The sequence below is a fragment of the Mesorhizobium sp. M4B.F.Ca.ET.203.01.1.1 genome (assembly GCF_004791025.1).
GTDB lineage: Bacteria > Pseudomonadota > Alphaproteobacteria > Rhizobiales > Rhizobiaceae > Mesorhizobium > Mesorhizobium abyssinicae.
In genome coordinates, this window is record NZ_SRUO01000001.1 from 276,918 (window position 1) to 293,973 (window position 17,056).

General features: G+C 64.9%; 14 protein-coding genes and 1 tRNA gene. 10 read left to right on the top strand and 5 right to left on the bottom strand.

The genetic code is table 11. The features are described 5' to 3' along the window. Positions 1-361: 361 nt before the first annotated feature. The 3 genes from EN846_RS01300 to EN846_RS01310 all read left to right on the top strand — a co-directional run bounded on the left by EN846_RS01300 (position 362) and on the right by EN846_RS01310 (position 2,287). Positions 362-808 carry a pyridoxamine 5'-phosphate oxidase family protein gene (locus EN846_RS01300; RefSeq protein ID WP_127391286.1) on the top strand — a complete coding sequence of 149 codons (447 nt, stop codon included), beginning with the start codon at positions 362-364 and terminating at the stop codon, positions 806-808. A 166-nt stretch (positions 809-974) separates the two neighbouring features. Continuing rightward, positions 975-1,039 (top strand) — tRNA-OTHER (locus EN846_RS01305). Between the two features lie 288 nt (positions 1,040-1,327). Beyond that, positions 1,328-2,287, top strand: a complete 960-nt coding sequence (locus EN846_RS01310; protein ID WP_189379568.1) for a phosphatase PAP2 family protein — start codon at positions 1,328-1,330, stop codon at positions 2,285-2,287. A gap of 117 nt (positions 2,288-2,404) precedes the next feature. Here EN846_RS01310 and EN846_RS01315 read toward each other — a convergent pair whose 3' ends face one another. The 5 genes from EN846_RS01315 to EN846_RS01340 all read right to left on the bottom strand — a co-directional run bounded on the left by EN846_RS01315 (position 2,405) and on the right by EN846_RS01340 (position 9,319). Then, positions 2,405-3,973, bottom strand: a complete 1,569-nt coding sequence (locus EN846_RS01315) for an indolepyruvate oxidoreductase subunit beta family protein (RefSeq protein ID WP_127391284.1) — start codon at positions 3,971-3,973, stop codon at positions 2,405-2,407. Continuing rightward, entirely contained in the window at positions 3,966-6,119 is a 2,154-nt protein-coding gene (locus EN846_RS01320; RefSeq protein ID WP_127391283.1) for an indolepyruvate ferredoxin oxidoreductase subunit alpha, read from the bottom strand. The genes EN846_RS01315 and EN846_RS01320 overlap by 8 nt, the downstream gene beginning before the upstream one ends. Positions 6,120-6,163: 44 nt before the next feature. Next, complete coding sequence (locus EN846_RS01325; protein WP_127284494.1) at positions 6,164-6,646, bottom strand: MarR family transcriptional regulator; 483 nt, start codon at positions 6,644-6,646, stop codon at positions 6,164-6,166. Next, positions 6,646-8,217 carry an NAD(P)/FAD-dependent oxidoreductase gene (locus EN846_RS01330; protein ID WP_127391282.1) on the bottom strand — a complete coding sequence of 524 codons (1,572 nt, stop codon included), beginning with the start codon at positions 8,215-8,217 and terminating at the stop codon, positions 6,646-6,648. Before EN846_RS01330 ends, EN846_RS01325 begins: the two co-directional genes overlap by 1 nt. 310 nt (positions 8,218-8,527) lie before the next feature. Beyond that, positions 8,528-9,319 (bottom strand): cyclase family protein, encoded by a 792-nt coding sequence (locus EN846_RS01340; RefSeq protein ID WP_127310356.1) that lies wholly within the window; start codon positions 9,317-9,319, stop codon positions 8,528-8,530. 119 nt (positions 9,320-9,438) lie between these two features. Here EN846_RS01340 and EN846_RS01345 point away from each other — a divergent pair, with 119 nt between their 5' ends. From EN846_RS01345 to EN846_RS01375, 7 genes are all read left to right on the top strand, one after another. Continuing rightward, complete coding sequence (locus EN846_RS01345) at positions 9,439-11,013, top strand: NAD(P)/FAD-dependent oxidoreductase (RefSeq protein WP_127391281.1); 1,575 nt, start codon at positions 9,439-9,441, stop codon at positions 11,011-11,013. Positions 11,014-11,125: 112 nt separating this feature from the next. Further along, positions 11,126-12,652 (top strand): ABC transporter substrate-binding protein, encoded by a 1,527-nt coding sequence (locus tag EN846_RS01350; protein WP_127391280.1) that lies wholly within the window; start codon positions 11,126-11,128, stop codon positions 12,650-12,652. A gap of 70 nt (positions 12,653-12,722) precedes the next feature. Continuing rightward, entirely contained in the window at positions 12,723-13,730 is a 1,008-nt protein-coding gene (locus EN846_RS01355) for an ABC transporter permease (protein WP_128346162.1), read from the top strand. Further along, entirely contained in the window at positions 13,723-14,571 is an 849-nt protein-coding gene (locus EN846_RS01360) for an ABC transporter permease (protein WP_127391693.1), read from the top strand. Before EN846_RS01355 ends, EN846_RS01360 begins: the two co-directional genes overlap by 8 nt. Beyond that, positions 14,568-15,449, top strand: a complete 882-nt coding sequence (locus EN846_RS01365) for an ABC transporter ATP-binding protein (RefSeq protein ID WP_127391692.1) — start codon at positions 14,568-14,570, stop codon at positions 15,447-15,449. The genes EN846_RS01360 and EN846_RS01365 overlap by 4 nt, the downstream gene beginning before the upstream one ends. Next, a complete protein-coding gene (locus tag EN846_RS01370) occupies positions 15,442-16,272 on the top strand; it encodes an ATP-binding cassette domain-containing protein (protein WP_127391691.1) in 831 nt (276 codons plus the stop codon). The genes EN846_RS01365 and EN846_RS01370 overlap by 8 nt, the downstream gene beginning before the upstream one ends. A gap of 69 nt (positions 16,273-16,341) precedes the next feature. Next, on the top strand, positions 16,342-16,941 hold the full coding sequence (locus EN846_RS01375; RefSeq protein WP_127285421.1) for a VOC family protein: 600 nt from the start codon (positions 16,342-16,344) through the stop codon (positions 16,939-16,941). Positions 16,942-17,056: the final 115 nt, after the last annotated feature.

Here is a 17,056-nt window from a genome sequence, read left to right on the forward strand (position 1 = left end):
CGGCTGCAAGGATGCGCTCTCCCGCGCGTCACGCCGCCAAGTCAGACAGCGTGCCGCAGGTCCGGGTCCTTGTCGAAAAGGTCTCGGGACGCGAGGCAAATGCATAGGCTGTGTGGATCGCCGGCCCGAGCGATCCAGCTTTTCGCGCCTAACCCTGCGATCATCACCGAAGCGGCAGTCGAAACGCCCGCGCGGTTTCCAACGCGGGCGCTGCCGATCGGTGCGGTTTGGCACGGCATTCGCCCCATAACGAATTTGATCCATAGCAGTGAGCGAGGACGTATCCTGCGCTAATATCGGCAAGAACCGATCGGCAGAAATTCGCGAGGCCGAAGCCGGCTGAAAAAGGGAGGTCACACAGATGATGATCCGCACGCTCTCCACCCTGGAATGCACGAAAATGCTGGCGGCCAACCGCACCGGACATTTGGCTTGCGCGAAGGACGGACAACCCTATGTCGTGCCTTTCAACTACGCCTATGCCGACAGCCACCTCTATGCCTTCTCGCTGTTGGGCAAGAAGGTCGACTGGATGCGGGAGAATCCCCTGGTGTGCGCCCAGGTGCAGGAACACACGCAGGGGCGCGGCTGGAAAAGCGTGATCGTCGAGGGCCGCTATGAGGAACTGCCGGACCGGATCGGCCACAAGGTTCAACGCGACCGTGCCTGGGCAGTGCTGAGCAAGCACGCGGGCTGGTGGGAGCCCGGCGCGCTCAAGCCTGTCACGCCTCCTCTTTCAGATAGCCTGCCGCATGTCTTTTTCCGGATCCTCGTCGAGCAGGTCTCGGGACGGGAGGCAACTGAATAGCCAGCGTCCACGGCAGCAACCGGAGCATCTCCGGAGCCTATCCGCCCAGCGTCGCCACCGTCTTCAGCGCGCCATCCAGCATGTCGCCCTTCTCGTCCTTCAGCGCCGCCTCGCGCAGGCGGCGGATCCAGTCGGCGGCATCGCCGCGAGGCCTAGCGCTTCCCGGGCCGCTTCAGCTAAGTTGGTAGGACATCATGGGGGTCGCGTGTTCGAGTCACGCAAGCGGCACCAGTTTCCCCTCCAATCGAAATTGTACCACCGCGGCGCGTCAAGCCGTATTTGGCGACGTCAATGTTGTGAAGTCTTGGCCCGCTCACAGCGGTCAATGCCAGAATCCATCAGACCGCATGTCGACTACAAATCTTCATCTTCGCAAACATCCGTTGGCATATTAGTATCGAATATTAGATTACTCTAATTTAGCTGCATATACTTCAAGTTACTAGTTTCAAACAACTACAACTTCTGCGTTCAATGTTAATTATTGTCTTTCATAGTGACATCCATATGGAGTCACACATGAGCGACATCTCGGCATCAAGGTACATTCTGAGCGGATTGACGGCTTTTTCCTATGTCGTCGTCTATTCACTCGCGTCAGCACTCGGCCTGAAAGTCGAAAACGTTCTGGGCGTCCCTGAAGCTCTTTTGCTCGTTGCGGCCATCGTGGCGAGTGCCAGCCTTCTGAACAGGGCACCTCTGTTCAGGGCCGCACTGGAAAATTTTCTTTACGGGACGCTGCTCGTTTTCCCGATCACAATCGCGGTCTATCTCGCCGCACGCTCGAACGTGCCTTGGGCCGACGAAGAGCTGCGGCAGATGGATCAGGCGCTGGGCATCAACTGGCCAGCCTTGATCGCTTTCGTGGACAGCCGAAAAAATCTCTCATTCGTCCTGAACATCGCCTACAGAAGCTTCCATTTCCAGCTCCTGATTCTGCCCTTTATGTTGGCATCGACCGGGCATGTCCTGCGGTCGTATCAGATGACAATTGCGTATGCCGTCATCTGCTTCGTTTCCTGCGTCATTTCTATCTGGTACCCAGCGCTAGGCACCTACAGTGTCTACCATATGGACCCCAGCAATCTAAAATACATCGACGGAAAGCTGGCGACCGTCTTCCTTGATGAACTGATTGGGATCCATTCAAATTCCAACTTTGTTTTCGATTTTGGGCGAGCCGAAGGGATCATGACTTTCCCTTCCGTCCACGCCGCCATTGCGGCCCTCTGTGCATGGGCCGCGTGGGATGCGAAATGGCTCCGCTACCCCATGCTCCTCCTGAACATACTGATGCCAGCTTCCGCCGCCATCGTATCGAACCACTACGTGGTGGACGTCATCGCCGGCATAGGGGTCGCCGGGTTTTGTATTTCAGCGGTGTCGTTCGTTACCCGACCGAGGCGTTCGGCAATTGGCTCGCGCCCGCAAGGCCTCAACGCTCTACCCGTTCCGTCAATCTCCGACATATCTGCGTGATCTCGGCCCCGGCCATCTCCCAAAGTGCCAAGAACCGTTCCTTGGAACCCGCATTGCCGTCTTGGCGAGCCGCAATCCACGATTTCCAAAGGCGCGGCTGCAGCCTTGCTGTCCCCCCTATCCCAGCGTCGCGACCGTCTTCAGCGCGCCATCCAGCATGTCGCCCTTCTCGTCCTTCAGCGCGGCTTCGCGCAGGCGGCGGATCCAGTCGGCGGCATCGTCGCGGCCCTTCAGCATATCGAGCGCTGAGAGCACGCGGTCGAATTTCGACTGCGCGCGGGCGTGGGTGTCGCTGTAGCCCTTGATCAGCCGGCGGCAGTTCAGGATTTCCGTGCCAAGCGCGTAATCTTCGCGGGCGTGGGCGAGCGCCAGTTCGTACCAGCGTTCCAGATGCTCGACCTCGACTTTGTGGCGCAGCAGGCTGCGGCGCCAGCGGCGCAGGCCGCCAATGACCCACAGCATGGCGAAGCCGGTGAAACTGTCGGTGCGGATGTGGCGGCCGCGATTGATGCGGCGGTCGAGGAAAGCGGCAAGCTTCGGCCTGTCCTCGATATAGCTGCCCAGCCCGGCTGGCAGCGTACCGCAGAATTCCTCGATGCGCGGATGGAAGTACTCGGTCACCTGCAAGACCGTTCCGTCCTTGACGCCGACCTCCTTGCGCACGCGCCTGTCGCGGGTTGAACGGGTCTTCAGATCGGCGACGCGGATCATGTCGTCGTAGCACATGGCGTTGGCGAGATGTTTCGCCGCGGATATCGACAGCGCGTAGGCGTGTTCCGGGCCATCCAGCGCGACGGCCTTGTCCAGCCGGTCGAGATATTCGCCGCCATAGGCGATGTCCTGGTAGTCGACGACCTTTTTCAGGCCGCGTTCGGCCATGTCGCGCACCGGCTCTGGCAAGGCACCCACGCGGGCGGCCAGCTCCTGCCAGCCCTTCAGCAAGATTTCCGGTCCACGGACCTTCGCCATTGACTTGGCTTCGGTGACGGCATGTTTCGCCGCCTGCTCGCCTGCCGGTGCAGCCGCGATGCCGCGCGCGCGATCGTAAGCGGCGGCGAAGGCGGCGAGGCTGGCCTTGACGCCGCGGCCGCCGGCGCCGATCGCCTGCTCATAGTTCTCGCGCGCAAAGGGCAGCGCATCGGAACCGGCCAGCGCGCCGAGCAGGCTTGCCGAAATCATGGTGCCGTTCTCGGCGGCGATCTTTTCCATGTCGAAGGCGATGAATCGCCTGGCCGCGGCTTGCGCCGTCGCGTGCACCTTCTCCGACGAGGCGCGGCCGTCGCCCGGCTCGATCTTTTCCGACACCGCGGCAATGCGATGCGAGGAGGCGATCAGCGTCGTGCGCTCGGGCGTCACGAATCCCCTGATGATGGCGCGGCCGGCTTCCATCAGCTCGGCGGCGATCAATATGTCGACGTCGCCCTGCGAGGGCGACAGCGCGAAGACCGGCAGCCGGCCGGTGTCGCGGGCCATCTCGATGTAATAGATCGTAGCACCCGTGCGCTGGGCGACGCCTGCCACCGAGGTCGACTGGGCGATGTAGCCACTGCGCTCGGCGACATCGGTGATCCAGTCGGCGAGCACGCCGCCGCCCTGGCCGCCGACGGCGAGCACGGCGAGCTTTATCACCCGCTCGTCGTCAGAGGCGCCCGCCTTCGGGCGCAGCGCTGCGTTGTGATCAAGCATCGGCAAACACCAGCCGGCGGCTTTCACGGCGGCGCTGCAGACGCCCGATCACCGCACGCCGCGCGCTTTCGAGGAAACGGTCCCAGCGGCCGGGATTGTGGACGACATCGGCGCGGTAGAAGGACGGGCAGAGCACGGCGGCGTCCGCCACCTCGCCGCAATTGCCGCAGCCGACGCAATTCTGGTCGATCGATGCCACCGGATCGTCGCGCAGCGGGTCGTCGAGCGATTTGACTGACAGCGAGGGGCAGCCCGAGAGCCGCATGCAGGCGTGGTCGCCGGTGCAGATGTCCTCGTCGACGCCGAACTTCGGCTTGACGATGCGCTCGCCGCCCTTGATCGCCTTGTCGACCAGCGGCTTCTCGCGGCGCTGGCGGTTCAGCATGCATTCGGACGACGCAACGATGACTTTCGGCCCCTTCTCCTCGGTCGTCAGCGCCTCCCGCAGCGTCGCCTGCATCTTGCCGACATCGTAGGTGCGGTCGATATGGCGCAGCCATTTGACGCCCATGCCCTTCACCGCCTCGGTGATCGGATGTTTTGTGGATTTGGTGCGGTTCGAGGCGCGCGAGGACAGGATGTCTTGGCCGCCGGTGGCGGCCGAGTAGAAATTGTCGACGATGACGATGACGCCGTCGTTCTTGTTGAACACCGCATTGCCGATCGAGGAGGTCAGGCCGTTGTGCCAGAAGCCGCCGTCGCCGACGAAGGAGATCGAGCGGCGTTTTGCTTCAGGCGAATTGAACGCCGAAGCCGAGGCCGGCCCCAGCCCGTAACCCATGGTGGTGGCGCCAAGCTCGAAGGGCGGCATGATCGAGAACAGATGGCAGCCGATGTCGGAGGCGATGTGGTGCTTGCCGAGTTCCTGCTCGACCAGCCTGGTCGCGGCGAAGATCGGCCGTTCCGGGCAGCCGATGCAGAAGCCAGGCGGGCGACCGGGAACGACATTAATCAGGTCGGTCGTATCGACGCCTTCGCCCGATTTGTTCGGCGCCCTCACCTCGCCCGGCAACAGATGCGGAGCGTTCGCGCGCAGGAAGGAGCCGATGCCGTCGAGCATGACCTGGCCGGTATATTCGCCGGCCATCGGCAAATGCTCCTTGCCGACCAGCCTGGTGCCGCGGCCGGCCTTGTGCAGCATGGCGGCAAAAGCCTGTTCGATGTAGTTGGGCTGGCCTTCCTCGACGACCAGCACCGCTTGCTTGCCCTCGCAGAAAGCGAGGAACTCGTCGTCGACAAGCGGATAGACGGCGTTCAGCACATAGAGCGACACGTCGGTGTCGCCATAGGTGTCGGCGAGGCCGAGCCGCTGCAGCGCGCGGATGACCGAATTGTACATGCCGCCCTGCATGACGATGCCGACGGAGCCATGATCGGAGCCGAAGATCTCGTTGATCTTGCGGCTCCTGATGAAATCGACCGCCGCCGGCCAGCGCTTCGCCACCTTCTCCTTCTCATGCAGGAAGGAGGCGGGCGGCAGCACGATGCGGCCGGTGTCGCGGCGCGGCGCTTCCAGCGCATCGGCCACCGACATTGGCGGCCGCTTGTTGTCCTTGGCAACAAAATGGCCGTGGACGTGGCAGCAGCGGATGCGCACCTGCAGCATGACCGGCGTGTTGGAGGCTTCCGACAGCTCGAAGCCGTCCTCGACCGCCTTGACGATCGAGGGCAGGTTCGGGCGCGGGTCGAGCAGCCAGACCTGGCTCTTCATGGCGAAGGCGTGGCTGCGCTCCTGCATAATGGAGGAGCCCTCGCCATAGTCCTCGCCGACGATGATCAGCGCGCCGCCGGTGACGCCGCCGGACGCCAGATTGGCCAGCGCATCGGAAGCGACATTGGTGCCGACCGTCGACTTGAAGGTGGCGGCACCGCGGATCGGGTAGTGCACGGAGGCCGCAAGCATGGCGGTGGCGGTGGCTTCCGAGGCACTCGCCTCGAAATGCACGCCGAGTTCTCCGAGAATGTCCTGCGCGTCGGCGAGCACGTCCATCAAATGGCTGATCGGCGCACCCTGGTAGCCGCCGACATAGCCGACGCCGCATTGCAGCAGCGCCTTGGTGATGGCGAGAATGCCCTCGCCGGCAAACTCCTGGCCGGCGCCGAGGCGGAGCTTCTCGACTTCCTTGGCAAAAGACCGTTCGGCCATGGTGGCCTCCTTCCGTTGCCGCCGGCATCCGGCGGCGCGTACGTCTAGATGTCGTGCTTGCGGATGTTCTTGAGCATCTTCTGCAGTATGGCGATCAGGGCCGCGTATTCGGCGTCGTCGACGCCGTCGAACATGGCCTCGAAGGCATCGTGCATGGCCGGCCAGGCGCGGGTGAACAGAGCCCGGCCGTCATCGGTCAGGAACACATGGCGGAAGCGGCTGTCGGAGACACCCTGCTCGCGCCGCACCAGGCCCTGCCCCTCCAGCGTGTCGAGCGTCCGACTCAAGGTCGACTGCTCGATCACCGTGTAGACCGAGAGGTCATTGACGGTGACGCCGTCGGTCACCGACAGCACGGCCAGCGTGCGGACCTGCGGAATGGTCAGGCCCTGCTTGCGGAAATCCTCGCGCAGCGTGGCGTTGTAGCGGCCCATGATGCGGTTCATCAGGTAGGGCGCGAATTGCTGCAGGCCGATCTCGCCCAGGGTCGAGATGCGCTGGCGCTTCTGCTGGACCTTCTCCTCCATCACAGCCTCCCCGCCAGCAGGAAGCCGGAGCCGCCGCCAAGCCCGGCGCCGGGATGGGTGGAGGCGCCGATGTGGTAGAGGTTCTTGATGGCGGTCGCATGGTTGCGGCTTGCCTTGAACGGCCGCCACAGGAAGGCCTGGTCGATGGTCGACGAGCCGCCATAGGGATCGCCGCCGACCAGGTTGATGTTCATCGCTTCGAGGTCGGCCGGCGAATAGGCACGACGCGCGATCACACTGCCGCTGAAGCCGTCGATGTGGTTGGCGAGGATCGCTTCGACGCGGTCGGCATAGGCCTCGCGCAACTCGGCGGTCCATTGCCCGTCCGCCGGAGCCGCGAGCTTGCCGGCGGCATCGCCCTTGATGTGGCGCGGCGACTCGGGCAGCTGCAGCCAGAGGATCGCCTTGCCCGCCGGGCAACGCGACGGATCGAGCGCGTGCGGCTGGCCGACGCAGATGGTCGGCACTTCCGGCAGCAGGCCGCGCAGCGCTTCGTTGCAGGCTTTGGAGACGCCGTCGAGGCCGGGCGTCAGATGCAGCAACGCCACCTTGTCCAGCCCCTCGCCGCGCCAGGCCGGCGGCTTGTCGAGTGCATAGTGGATCTGGAAGTTGCCCTTGCCGTAGCGATATTCGCGCGTCGCATCGACGTCGCGCTTTGGGGCAGCGTCGCCGAGCAGGCGGCCATAAAGCTGGGTCGGCGTGACCGAGCAGATGACGCTCTTTTTCGCGTGCACTGTTTCGCCAGAGGCCAGCCGCACACCGGTGGCGCGGCCGCCTTCGAGGATGATGGAGGCGACGTCCGCGTCGGTGGAGATCACGCCGCCGCGCTCCTTGATCAGCGCCTCGAAGGCGGCGAGCAGGTTTTTCGCGCCGCCCTTGACGATCGGCGCGCCGGCAGCCTCCAGCGCAAACGCAATGACCTTGGCGATCTGACCGGAAAAGGCGTCTTCCGGCCCGAGGCCGGCATGCAGCACCCAGGGCGCCCAGAGCGCACGGATCGTCTCGGATGTGTAGGCCGTCTCCAGCCAGCCGCGCGCCGGCGCCAGCGCCTCGCCGAGGAAGGCGGCGAGGTTGCGCGGCCCGCGCCGCCAGGCTTCGCCGGTGAGCAGCTTGGTCGTCGGATAGGACCACAAGGCGCCGCCGAGCAGGCCGAACAGCAGGCCGGCATTGCGCTCGACGCCGCCGACATCGTTGCCGTGGCGGACGCCGTCGCCCGAGGCGACCTTGTTGAGCGCCGCGATGTTGGCGGCGCGGTCGGTGCTGAGCACGGCATGGCTGCCGTCGGGCCTCAGGACGCCGGTCGGGGTCGCGGTGTGGCAGAACTCCAGCCCATGCCGCGCCAGGTCCTTGCCAAGTGCGGCAAAGGCCGGCGAGGTGATGAACAGCACGAAGGTGGTCGCCATCACGTCATGGACGAAGCCGGGCGCGGTGATCTCTTCGGTGCGCATGCAGCCGCCGATGCGGTCGTTGCGCTCGAGCACGAGCACATTCGCCCCCTTGCCGCCCAGCATCGCCGCACAGACGAGAGCGTTGATGCCGCTGCCGACGATGATGTGATCGGGGGCGTTCATTGGATGCTCCCGGGTGCTGGCAGTTGAAGGTCAATCGCGCAAAGCCGCGTTCCTTCGCGCCCCCCTCTGCCCTGCCGGGCATCTCCCCCACAAGGGGGGGGATCAGCTTGCATCACGGCTTTCGCCAATTGTCCTCGTTGCAGGGTTGAGCGGGGCGCCGAAACTGCCAATCTCCCCCCAAGTGGGGGAGATGTCCGGCAGGACAGAGCGGCGCGCCGCAGAGCGCTGACGCTCCAAGACGGCCGTCTCGACTTCATCATCACGACATTGCCTGCGAGCATGATCTTCTCCCGAAGACCGCCACCTCGCCCTATTTGCCCGGCACCAGCGCCAGGGCGCGGATCGGGCTGCCGGTGCCGTGCTCGATCTTGAGCGGCGCGGCGATCAGGATCGCGCCTTTCGGCGGCAGCTGGTCGAGGTTGCAGAGGCTGGCCAGACCATAGCGGTTGGCCTTGTGCATCAGCGTGTGCGCCGGGAACGGCGGCTCCATGCCGCCGGCCTTGCCGGCATCGGTGCCGATGGTCTCCGAGCCCCAGCCCTTGATGTCCTTGCTTATCAGGAACTGGATGGCTTCCGCCGTCGGGCCGGGCGTGTGCGGGCCGGTCTCGTTGGCGTTGAGGAACTCGGCCTCCGAGCCGTTGCGCTTGTACCAGTCGGTGCGCATCACCACCCACTCGCCGGGATTGATGGCGCCATGCTTGGCTTCCCAGGCCTTGATGTGGTCGACGGTGAGAAGGAAATCGTGGTCGGCGGCCGATTCCTTCGAGCAGTCGATGACGTTGACCGGGCCGACGAAATTCTGCGCCGGAATGGTGTCGGTGGCGCCGTCCGGATAGTCCTTGCCGGTGATCCAGTGCTGCGGCGCATCGAAATGCGTGCCCGAATGCTCGCCGAGCTTCAGCCAGTTCCAGGCCCACCACGGCCCGTTCTTGTCATATTTGGAGATGGCGTGGATCTCGACCTTCGGCGTGTCGACGGCGAGCTCCGGCGGCAGCTTGATCAGCGGCGTGTTCGGCCCGAGCGGCGCCGACAGGTCGACCACGCGGATGGCGCCCGAAAGCAGCTGGCCGGCGACCTCGCCTAGGAGTTTTTGCGTGTCCATGGTCTCAGTTCCCTCTTTGTCGATGAAGATCGAGGCTCGTTGCGGCCCTTAATATCCTACTAGACGAAAACATATGCATCTGCAATTATCTTTAAGCATAAAGCATTTTGGGGCGAGGCGTGAGCGAGTTCGACGCCATCTTTGTCGGGGCGGGCCACAACAGTTTGGCATGCGCCGCGCATCTGGCGCGCAAAGGCTGGAAAACGGCCGTTTTTGAACGCAGTGCAGCAATCGGCGGCGCGGTGCAGACCCGCGAATTCACCTTACCCGGCTTCCGCCACGATTTCGGCGCGATGAATCTGAGCCTGTTCGCGGGCTCGGCCTTCCACCGGAAATATGCAAATGAATTGAAAAACCACGGGCTGGAATTCGCTCCGGTGGCGGACTGTTTCGCCAGCGCCTTCCCGGACGGCAAATGGTTCGGCGTCAGCAACGACCTGGAGAAGACCGCCGCGCGGCTGGCCGCCTTCTCCGCAGCGGACGCCGATACATGGCGGCGTCTTGTCGCCGCCTTTCCGGGCGAAGCCGAGCATCTGTTCCGGGTTTTGGGCTCGCCGATGAGCGCCCGCGCGCTGGCCGGCACGGCCTGGAAGCTCTGGCGCAAGAAGGGCATCGCCGGCGCGCTCGACACCGGCCGGCTGCTGCTCTCCTCGCCGCGCGCGTGGCTGGAAGAAAACTTCGAGACGCCGCATGTGCGCGCGACGCTCGCCGCCTGGGGCATGCATCTCGACTTCGCGCCCGACATCGCCGGCGGCGCCGTGTTCCCCTATCTGGAATCGATGGCCAACCAGAGTTTCGGCATGGTGCTGGGCAGGGGCGGCGCCGACACCATGATCCGCGCGCTTGCCGGCATGGTGACGGCGGCTGGCGGCAAGATCGCAACCGGCGCCGAGGTCGCCGAGATCACGGTCGCCGGCGGCCGGGCGACAGGCGTGCGGCTCGCGTCCGGGGATTTCCACGTCGCCAGCAAGGCAGTGATTGCCGGCGTCGCGCCGAAGGCGCTGCCGGGCAAGCTTCTGCCCGACGGTTCGGGCGATGCCGGCTTCGACGCGGCGATGAAGAAATTCCGTTACGCGCCAGGCACGATGATGATCCACCTGGCGCTGGACGACCTGCCCGACTGGAGCGCCGGGGCCGAGCTGCGTCAGTTCGCCTATGTGCATCTTTCGCCCTCACTCGACGCCATGTCGCGCACCTACCAGCAGGCGACAGCGGGCATGCTGCCGGACCAGCCGGTGCTGGTCGTCGGTCAGCCGACGGCCGTCGATCCGTCCCGCGCGCCAGCAGGCAAGCATGTGCTGTGGGTGCAGGTGCGCATGCTGCCGGCCGGAATCCTCGGCGACGCGGCCGGCAGGATCGAGCCTGGTCCGTGGGACGCGATCAAGGACGCCTATGCCGAGCGCGTGCTCGAGATCATCGAGAGTTACGCGCCGGGCCTGCGCCAAAAAATCCTCGGCCGCGCCGTCTTCTCGCCGCTCGATCTCGAGCGCGAGAATCCGAACCTCGTCGGCGGCGACCAGGTCTGCGGCAGCCATCATCTGGCGCAGAATTTTCTCTTCCGCCCGGCCCGTGGCTACGCCGGCTGGAACACGCCGGTCTCAAACCTCTACCTCACCGGCGCCGCGACATGGCCCGGCGCCGGCACCGGTGCCGCCTCGGGCTTCATGCTCGCTGAACAGCTAGGCGGGAGGTAGGAGCGACGATCTTTCCGGGATGCAGGGGGCAAGGCGCGGTTGCCCAAGGAGCCTGAACCCAACGATCGAATGAGAATGCCGCGCGAAGAAACACAACCACAGGGGAACGACCATGACCATCAACAGACGTGACTTGCTCGGATACGGCGCGGCGGCGATCGGCGCGACCGCGCTCGGCCTGCCGAAGGCAGCCAAGGCGGCGGGAGAACTGACCATCGCCTACAACGTCAATTTGCCGTCCTGGGACCCGACGACCGGGCCTTCGGCCGTCAACCCGACGATCCAGGGTCTCTACCAGTCGGTGTTCGACCAGTTCATCCCGCAGAAGCCCGACCTTTCCTTCACGCCCGGCCTGCTCACCGAATGGGGCTGGAACGAGGACCGCACCAAGGTGACGATGACAGTGCGCGAGGGCGTGAAGTGGCATGACGGCTCGCCGTTCACGCCTGAGGACGTGGTCTGGTCGCTGCAGCGGGCCGGCGACGAGAAGACCGGCAACCCGATCCAGTTCGTCTGGAAGAACGTCAACAACTTCAAGATCGACGGCAACAAGATCACCGGCGACGTCGTGCAGTTCGACCCGGTCTATTTCAAATGGATGTCGTTCCTGACCGGCTACATCATGCCGAAGGCCTATTACGAGAAGGTCGGCGCCGAAGGGTTCGAGAAGGCGCCGATCGGCACCGGCCCGTACATGGTCGACAAGTTCGAGCGCAACGCCTTCCTGCGGCTCAAGGCCAATCCGAACTACTGGGGCGCCAAGCCGGCCTTCGAGAACGTGACGATCAAGTTCGTCACCGACGCGGCGAGCCGCGTTGCCGAGATCGAGTCCGGTTCCTCGCAGGTGACGCTCGAGATCCCCTATGAGGAATATGACCGGCTGATCACCAAGGACGGGCTCGCGGGCTCGATCAAGAACGTCTCCGACATCGGCATGATCTTCTTCAACGACATCGAGGCGATGCTGGACAAGAACGTCCGCCAGGCGGCGGTGATGGCGGTGGACAAGGAGCTGCTTGTCAAGCGGCTGCTGCGCGGCCACGGCCAGCCGATCGCCACGCTGGAGACGCCGGAATACACGGCCTTCGATGCCTCGATCAAGGTCGAGCACAATCCGGAAAAGGCGAAAGAACTGCTCGCCGCTTCCGGCTTTTCGCCGGAGAAGCCGGTCAAGTTCACGATCCAGACGACCAAGGGCTTCAAGCCCAAGGATTATGAGATGATCCAGGCCATCGTCGGCATGTGGCGCAAGGTCGGCATCGAGGCGACGATCGAGGTCTACGAGATCGCCAAGCACTATGAGCTGCGCGCCGCCGACAAGCTGGCGCCGGCGGCCTTCTACAACTGGGGCAACGCGATCGGCGATCCGACGACGTCGACCGGCTTTGCCATGTACGGCCCGAGCCCGCATTCGGTCTGGGACAGCAAGGACCTGATCGACATGATCAACCCGCTGTGGGGCGAGAAGGACGAGGCCAAGCGCATCGCCGGCTGGAAGGCGGTCGACAAGTACATCGCCGAGCAGGCCTATGTGCTGCCGCTGATCCAGTATGCGCAGCCGATCGTGCACGCCAAGGGTGTCAATGTGGTGCAGCACGTGTCGGGTGCCTTGCTGCCGGCGCTGATGACCCCGGCCTGATCATCGGCCTTGGATTGCCGCGCGCCGTCGCGAAGACGGCGCGCATTTTTTCATCCGGGCATACAGGCTGATGCTGCTGCAAAGATTCCTCGTTCGTCTGCTGACGATGCTGGTCACGCTGTTCGGCGTGGCTGTGGTCGTCTTCGTCGTCATCCGGGTGGCGCCCGGTGATCCGATCGCGATGATGCTGCCGCCCGGCGCCAGCGATGACGATATCGCGCGGCTGCGGGCGCTCTACGGGCTCGACAAGACCATCGTGCAGCAGTTCTTCATCTGGCTCGGCGGCGTCCTGCGCGGCGATTTCGGCACCTCGATATCGCTGCGGCAGGATGTGCTGGGGCTGGTCTTCGACCGGCTGCCGGCGACGCTGGAGCTTGCGACCGTGGCGCTTCTGATGGCGGTGGCCATCGGCGGCACGGCGGCGATCCTTGGGGCGCGCGAGCGCGGCACGGCGTTCGAGGCCGGCATCGACATCGCCAGCGGCACGGCGCTCTCCATCCCCGATTTCCTGTGGGGGCTGGTGCTGATCCTGCTGTTCGGCGTGCTTGTCCCGGTCTTCGACATTTCCGGCCGGGTGTCGCCGCAACTCGACCTGCCCTTCGTCACCCAGTTCTATCTCGTCGAGAGCTTGCTTCGGCTTCGCTTCGATCTCACCTGGGACCTGCTCAAGCACATGCTGATGCCGGCCGTGGCGCTGGCGCTGCCGCTGGCCGCGATCATCGCGCAATTGCTGAAACAGTCGCTGAAGGAAGTACTCGACCTCGACTATGTCGTGCTGGCGCGCGTGAAGGGCTTTTCGGAGACGCAGGTCATCCTGCGCGAAGCGCTGAAGAACGCGGCGCTGCCGACGTTGACGCTGGTCGGCGTGCAGTTCACCTTCCTGATCGGCGGCACCGTCATCGTCGAGCGGCTGTTCTCCTACGAGGGCCTCGGCAACATGGCGATCGACGCCGTCATCAACCGCGACCTGCCGCTGATCCAGGGCATCGTGCTGGTCTTTGCGCTGCTCTTCGTGCTGATCAATCTCGCCGTCGACATGATGTACGCGCTGCTTAATCCGAGGCTGCGCCATGGATGACGCCCGCATCTCCCGAAGCGGATCGAGCCCGAGGCTTTGGCTGGCCGGCGGCTGGCTGCTGCTCGCGCTGCTGGCGGCAGTCCTTGCGCCGCTGATCGCGCCGCAGGACCCGTTGGCGCAGGACTTGATGCTGGAGCGCCTGCCGCCCTTCTGGCTGGACGGCGCCGAGCCCGGCTATTGGCTGGGCACCGACAGCCTCGGCCGCGATCTGCTCTCACGATTGATCTTCGGCGGCCGCATCGCCTTCATCGTCGCCTTCGCCGCCGCTTCGGCCGCTTGCGTGGTCGGCTCGGCACTGGGGCTGATTGCCGGCTATTTTGGCGGCTGGGCCGATCGCATCATCTCGCGCATCGTCGACATCTGGATGGCCTTCCCGCCGGTGCTGTTCGCCATCCTTCTGGTGGCGGTGCTGGGCACCGGCCTCAGCTCCGTCATCATCGCCATCGCCGTCATCGACTGGACGCGCTTCTGCCGGGTCATCCGCGCCGAGGCGATGGGCCAGGCGCGCATGGACTATGTCGAAAGCGCGCGCATCGCCGGCTATGGCCGTATCGGCATCATGCTGCGCGAGGTGTTGCCCAACGTGCTGCCGTCGATCGTCGCGCTGCTGTCGCTGGAGATGGGCATCGCCGTCATCGTCGAGGCGATCCTGTCCTTCGTCAACCTGTCGATCTCGACCGACGATCCGACCTGGGGCGGCATCATCGCCGAAGGCCGGCTGTCGATCCACCAGGCCTGGTGGGTGCTGGTGTTTCCGCTGATCACGCTGATCCTCACCGTGCTGTCCTTCAGCCAGTTCGGCGAAGCGCTGAAGGCGCGTTTCGATCCGGTGCTGCGATGAGCGCGGCCTGTCTCGACATCCGCTCGCTCAGCGCCGTGCTGCCCAACGGCCAGCGCGTGCTGCGCTCGGTGTCGCTGTCCGTCCAGCCGGGCGAGGTGCGCGCGCTGGTCGGCGAAAGCGGCGCCGGCAAGACGATGATCGGCAAGGCGGTGCTCGGCGTGCTGCCGACCAGCGTGCGCGTCGTCGACGGCGACATGCTGCTGGAAGGCGAGGATCTCGGCGCCCTGCAGCCCAAGGCGCGGCGCAATTTGATCGGCGCCCGCACGGCGCTGATCCCGCAGGATCCGCTGACCGCGCTCAACCCGTCGCGCCGCATCGGCCCGCAGATGACCGACAGGCTGGTCCGCATCCTCGGCTGGAGCGGCGAGCGAGCCGACAGCCGCATCCGCCAGTTGCTCGACGAGGTGCAGATACGCGACCCCGAGCGCGTGCTGAAAAGCTATCCGCACGAACTGTCCGGCGGCATGCGCCAGCGCGTGCTTATCGCGGCAGCCTTCGCCGCCGAGCCGAGGCTGATTGTCGCCGACGAGCCGACGACGGCGCTCGACGTGACGGTGCAGAAGCAGATCCTGCGGCTGATCGCGCAGCTGCAGCGCGACCACGGCACGGCGATCCTGTTCGTCACCCACGACCTCGGCGTCGTCGCCAAGATCAGCCAGAAAGTGTCGGTGCTCTATGCCGGCAAGGTGGTCGAGGAAGCCGACACCGCCGAGCTCTTCGCAGCACCCCGGCATCCGTACACACGGGCGCTGATCGCGGCGACGCCGCGCTACACGGACCCCTACGCATCGCTGAAGCCGGTGGACGAAACGGTGCTCGCCGGGCTGGCAGCGGAGATCGCTGCCGCCGACCAGTCCTGGAGGCCAGGCCATGGCTGAGCCGCTGTTTTCCGTGCGCGGGTTGAAGGTGGCGCTGCCCGACATGACGCGCAAGCCGCTGATCGGCCGCGCGCCACTGGCCGAAATCCTGAAAGGGCTGGATTTCGACCTGCCGAAGGGATCGGTGACTGGCATTGTCGGCGAGTCCGGGTCGGGCAAGTCGACGCTCGGCCGTACCCTGGTGCGGCTGCTGGAGCCGAGCGCCGGCTCGATCAGCTTCGAAGGCCGCGACATCAGCAATCTGTCGGAAGCCGAACTGAGGCCGCTGCGTCGCGACCTGCAGATGATCTTCCAGGACCCGATGTCGTCGCTCAACCCGCGCCATACGATCTTCAACATCATCGCCGCGCCGCTGAGGCAGAACGGCCTCGGCGACAGGCTGAAGGAACGCGTGGCGGAAGCGCTGCAGCGGGTCGGCCTGCCGCAGAATTTCGCCAGCCGTTACCGCCACCAGCTCTCGGGCGGCCAGCGCCAGCGCGTCGGCATCGCGCGAGCGCTGGCGCTGTCGCCGAAATTCGTGCTGGCCGACGAGATCGTCTCCGGCCTCGACGTGTCGACGCAGGCGCAGATCCTGACTCTGCTGGAAAAACTGGCGGCCGAAATGGGGCTGACGGTAGCCTTCATCAGCCACGATCTGTCGGTGATAAGGCGGCTCTGCCAGCAGGTCATCGTCATGCGCGAGGGCAGGATCGTCGAGGCCAGCGCCACCGATGCGCTGTTCGAAAATCCGAAGCAGGCCTACACCCGCGATCTGCTCGCCGCCATCCCGCTGCCCGAGATCGATCCGGACTGGCTGCGACCGCCCGAAAAGGCTTCGGCATAGACCTCTCCGCACGCCGAACAGCGGGCCTCGGATGTGCGTCTTCAGGTCAGCCCGCGAATGGAGGGTGACATGAACTTCGCAAAGCGCGGCGCGCTGCTTGCCGCAATCCTGCTCGGCTCAATGGGAGCGGCCGCGGCAGATTCGATCCCCGGCATGCGCGGCCACGACCACACAGGCATCACCGTGCCCGACATGAAGCAGGCCGTCGATTTCTTCACCAATGTCGTCGGCTGCAAGAAGGCGATGGCGTTCGGCCCGTTCGCCGACGACAAGGGCACGTTCATGCAGGATCTGCTCGGTGTCGACCCGAAGGCGGTGATCGAGGAGATCACGCAGATCCGCTGCGGCTACGGATCGAACATCGAGCTGTTCAAATACACCGCGCCCGACCAGAAGGACCTGACGCCGAAGAACAGCGACATCGGCGGCTTCCACATCGCCCTCTATGTCGACGACGTCGCCGCCGCGAAGGCCTACCTCGACGGCAAGGGCGTCAAGACGCGCATGGGGCCGCTGCCGGTCAAGGAAGGGCCGGCCGCCGGCCAGACCATCCTCTATTTCCAGGCGCCCTGGGGGCTGCAGCTCGAAGCGATCAGCTATCCCGACGGCATGGCCTACGAGAAAGGCGCCGAGACGGTGCTGTGGAGCCCGAAGGATCCGGCCAAGTGACCGATCCGCAGGGCGCGCAGGCAATTATTCAATCATGAAACTTCAAGCTTGAAATAATTTCGCTTCGGCGCGATACTAGGAACCGGGACCGCCGTAGCGGCCCCGGAAGCGAAGA

What these genes read in the sequence shown, in the direction of transcription:
- EN846_RS01300 (WP_127391286.1), top strand. Translation starts at nt 362, where the DNA reads ATGATGATCCGCACGCTCTCCACCCTGGAATGCACGAAAATGCTGGCG.
- EN846_RS01310 (WP_189379568.1), top strand. Translation starts at nt 1,328, where the DNA reads ATGAGCGACATCTCGGCATCAAGGTACATTCTGAGCGGATTGACGGCT.
- EN846_RS01315 (WP_127391284.1), bottom strand. Translation starts at nt 3,973, where the DNA reads ATGCTTGATCACAACGCAGCGCTGCGCCCGAAGGCGGGCGCCTCTGAC.
- EN846_RS01320 (WP_127391283.1), bottom strand. Translation starts at nt 6,119, where the DNA reads ATGGCCGAACGGTCTTTTGCCAAGGAAGTCGAGAAGCTCCGCCTCGGC.
- EN846_RS01325 (WP_127284494.1), bottom strand. Translation starts at nt 6,646, where the DNA reads ATGGAGGAGAAGGTCCAGCAGAAGCGCCAGCGCATCTCGACCCTGGGC.
- EN846_RS01330 (WP_127391282.1), bottom strand. Translation starts at nt 8,217, where the DNA reads ATGAACGCCCCCGATCACATCATCGTCGGCAGCGGCATCAACGCTCTC.
- EN846_RS01340 (WP_127310356.1), bottom strand. Translation starts at nt 9,319, where the DNA reads ATGGACACGCAAAAACTCCTAGGCGAGGTCGCCGGCCAGCTGCTTTCG.
- EN846_RS01350 (WP_127391280.1), top strand. Translation starts at nt 11,126, where the DNA reads ATGACCATCAACAGACGTGACTTGCTCGGATACGGCGCGGCGGCGATC.
- EN846_RS01355 (WP_128346162.1), top strand. Translation starts at nt 12,723, where the DNA reads ATGCTGCTGCAAAGATTCCTCGTTCGTCTGCTGACGATGCTGGTCACG.
- EN846_RS01360 (WP_127391693.1), top strand. Translation starts at nt 13,723, where the DNA reads ATGGATGACGCCCGCATCTCCCGAAGCGGATCGAGCCCGAGGCTTTGG.
- EN846_RS01365 (WP_127391692.1), top strand. Translation starts at nt 14,568, where the DNA reads ATGAGCGCGGCCTGTCTCGACATCCGCTCGCTCAGCGCCGTGCTGCCC.
- EN846_RS01370 (WP_127391691.1), top strand. Translation starts at nt 15,442, where the DNA reads ATGGCTGAGCCGCTGTTTTCCGTGCGCGGGTTGAAGGTGGCGCTGCCC.
- EN846_RS01375 (WP_127285421.1), top strand. Translation starts at nt 16,342, where the DNA reads ATGAACTTCGCAAAGCGCGGCGCGCTGCTTGCCGCAATCCTGCTCGGC.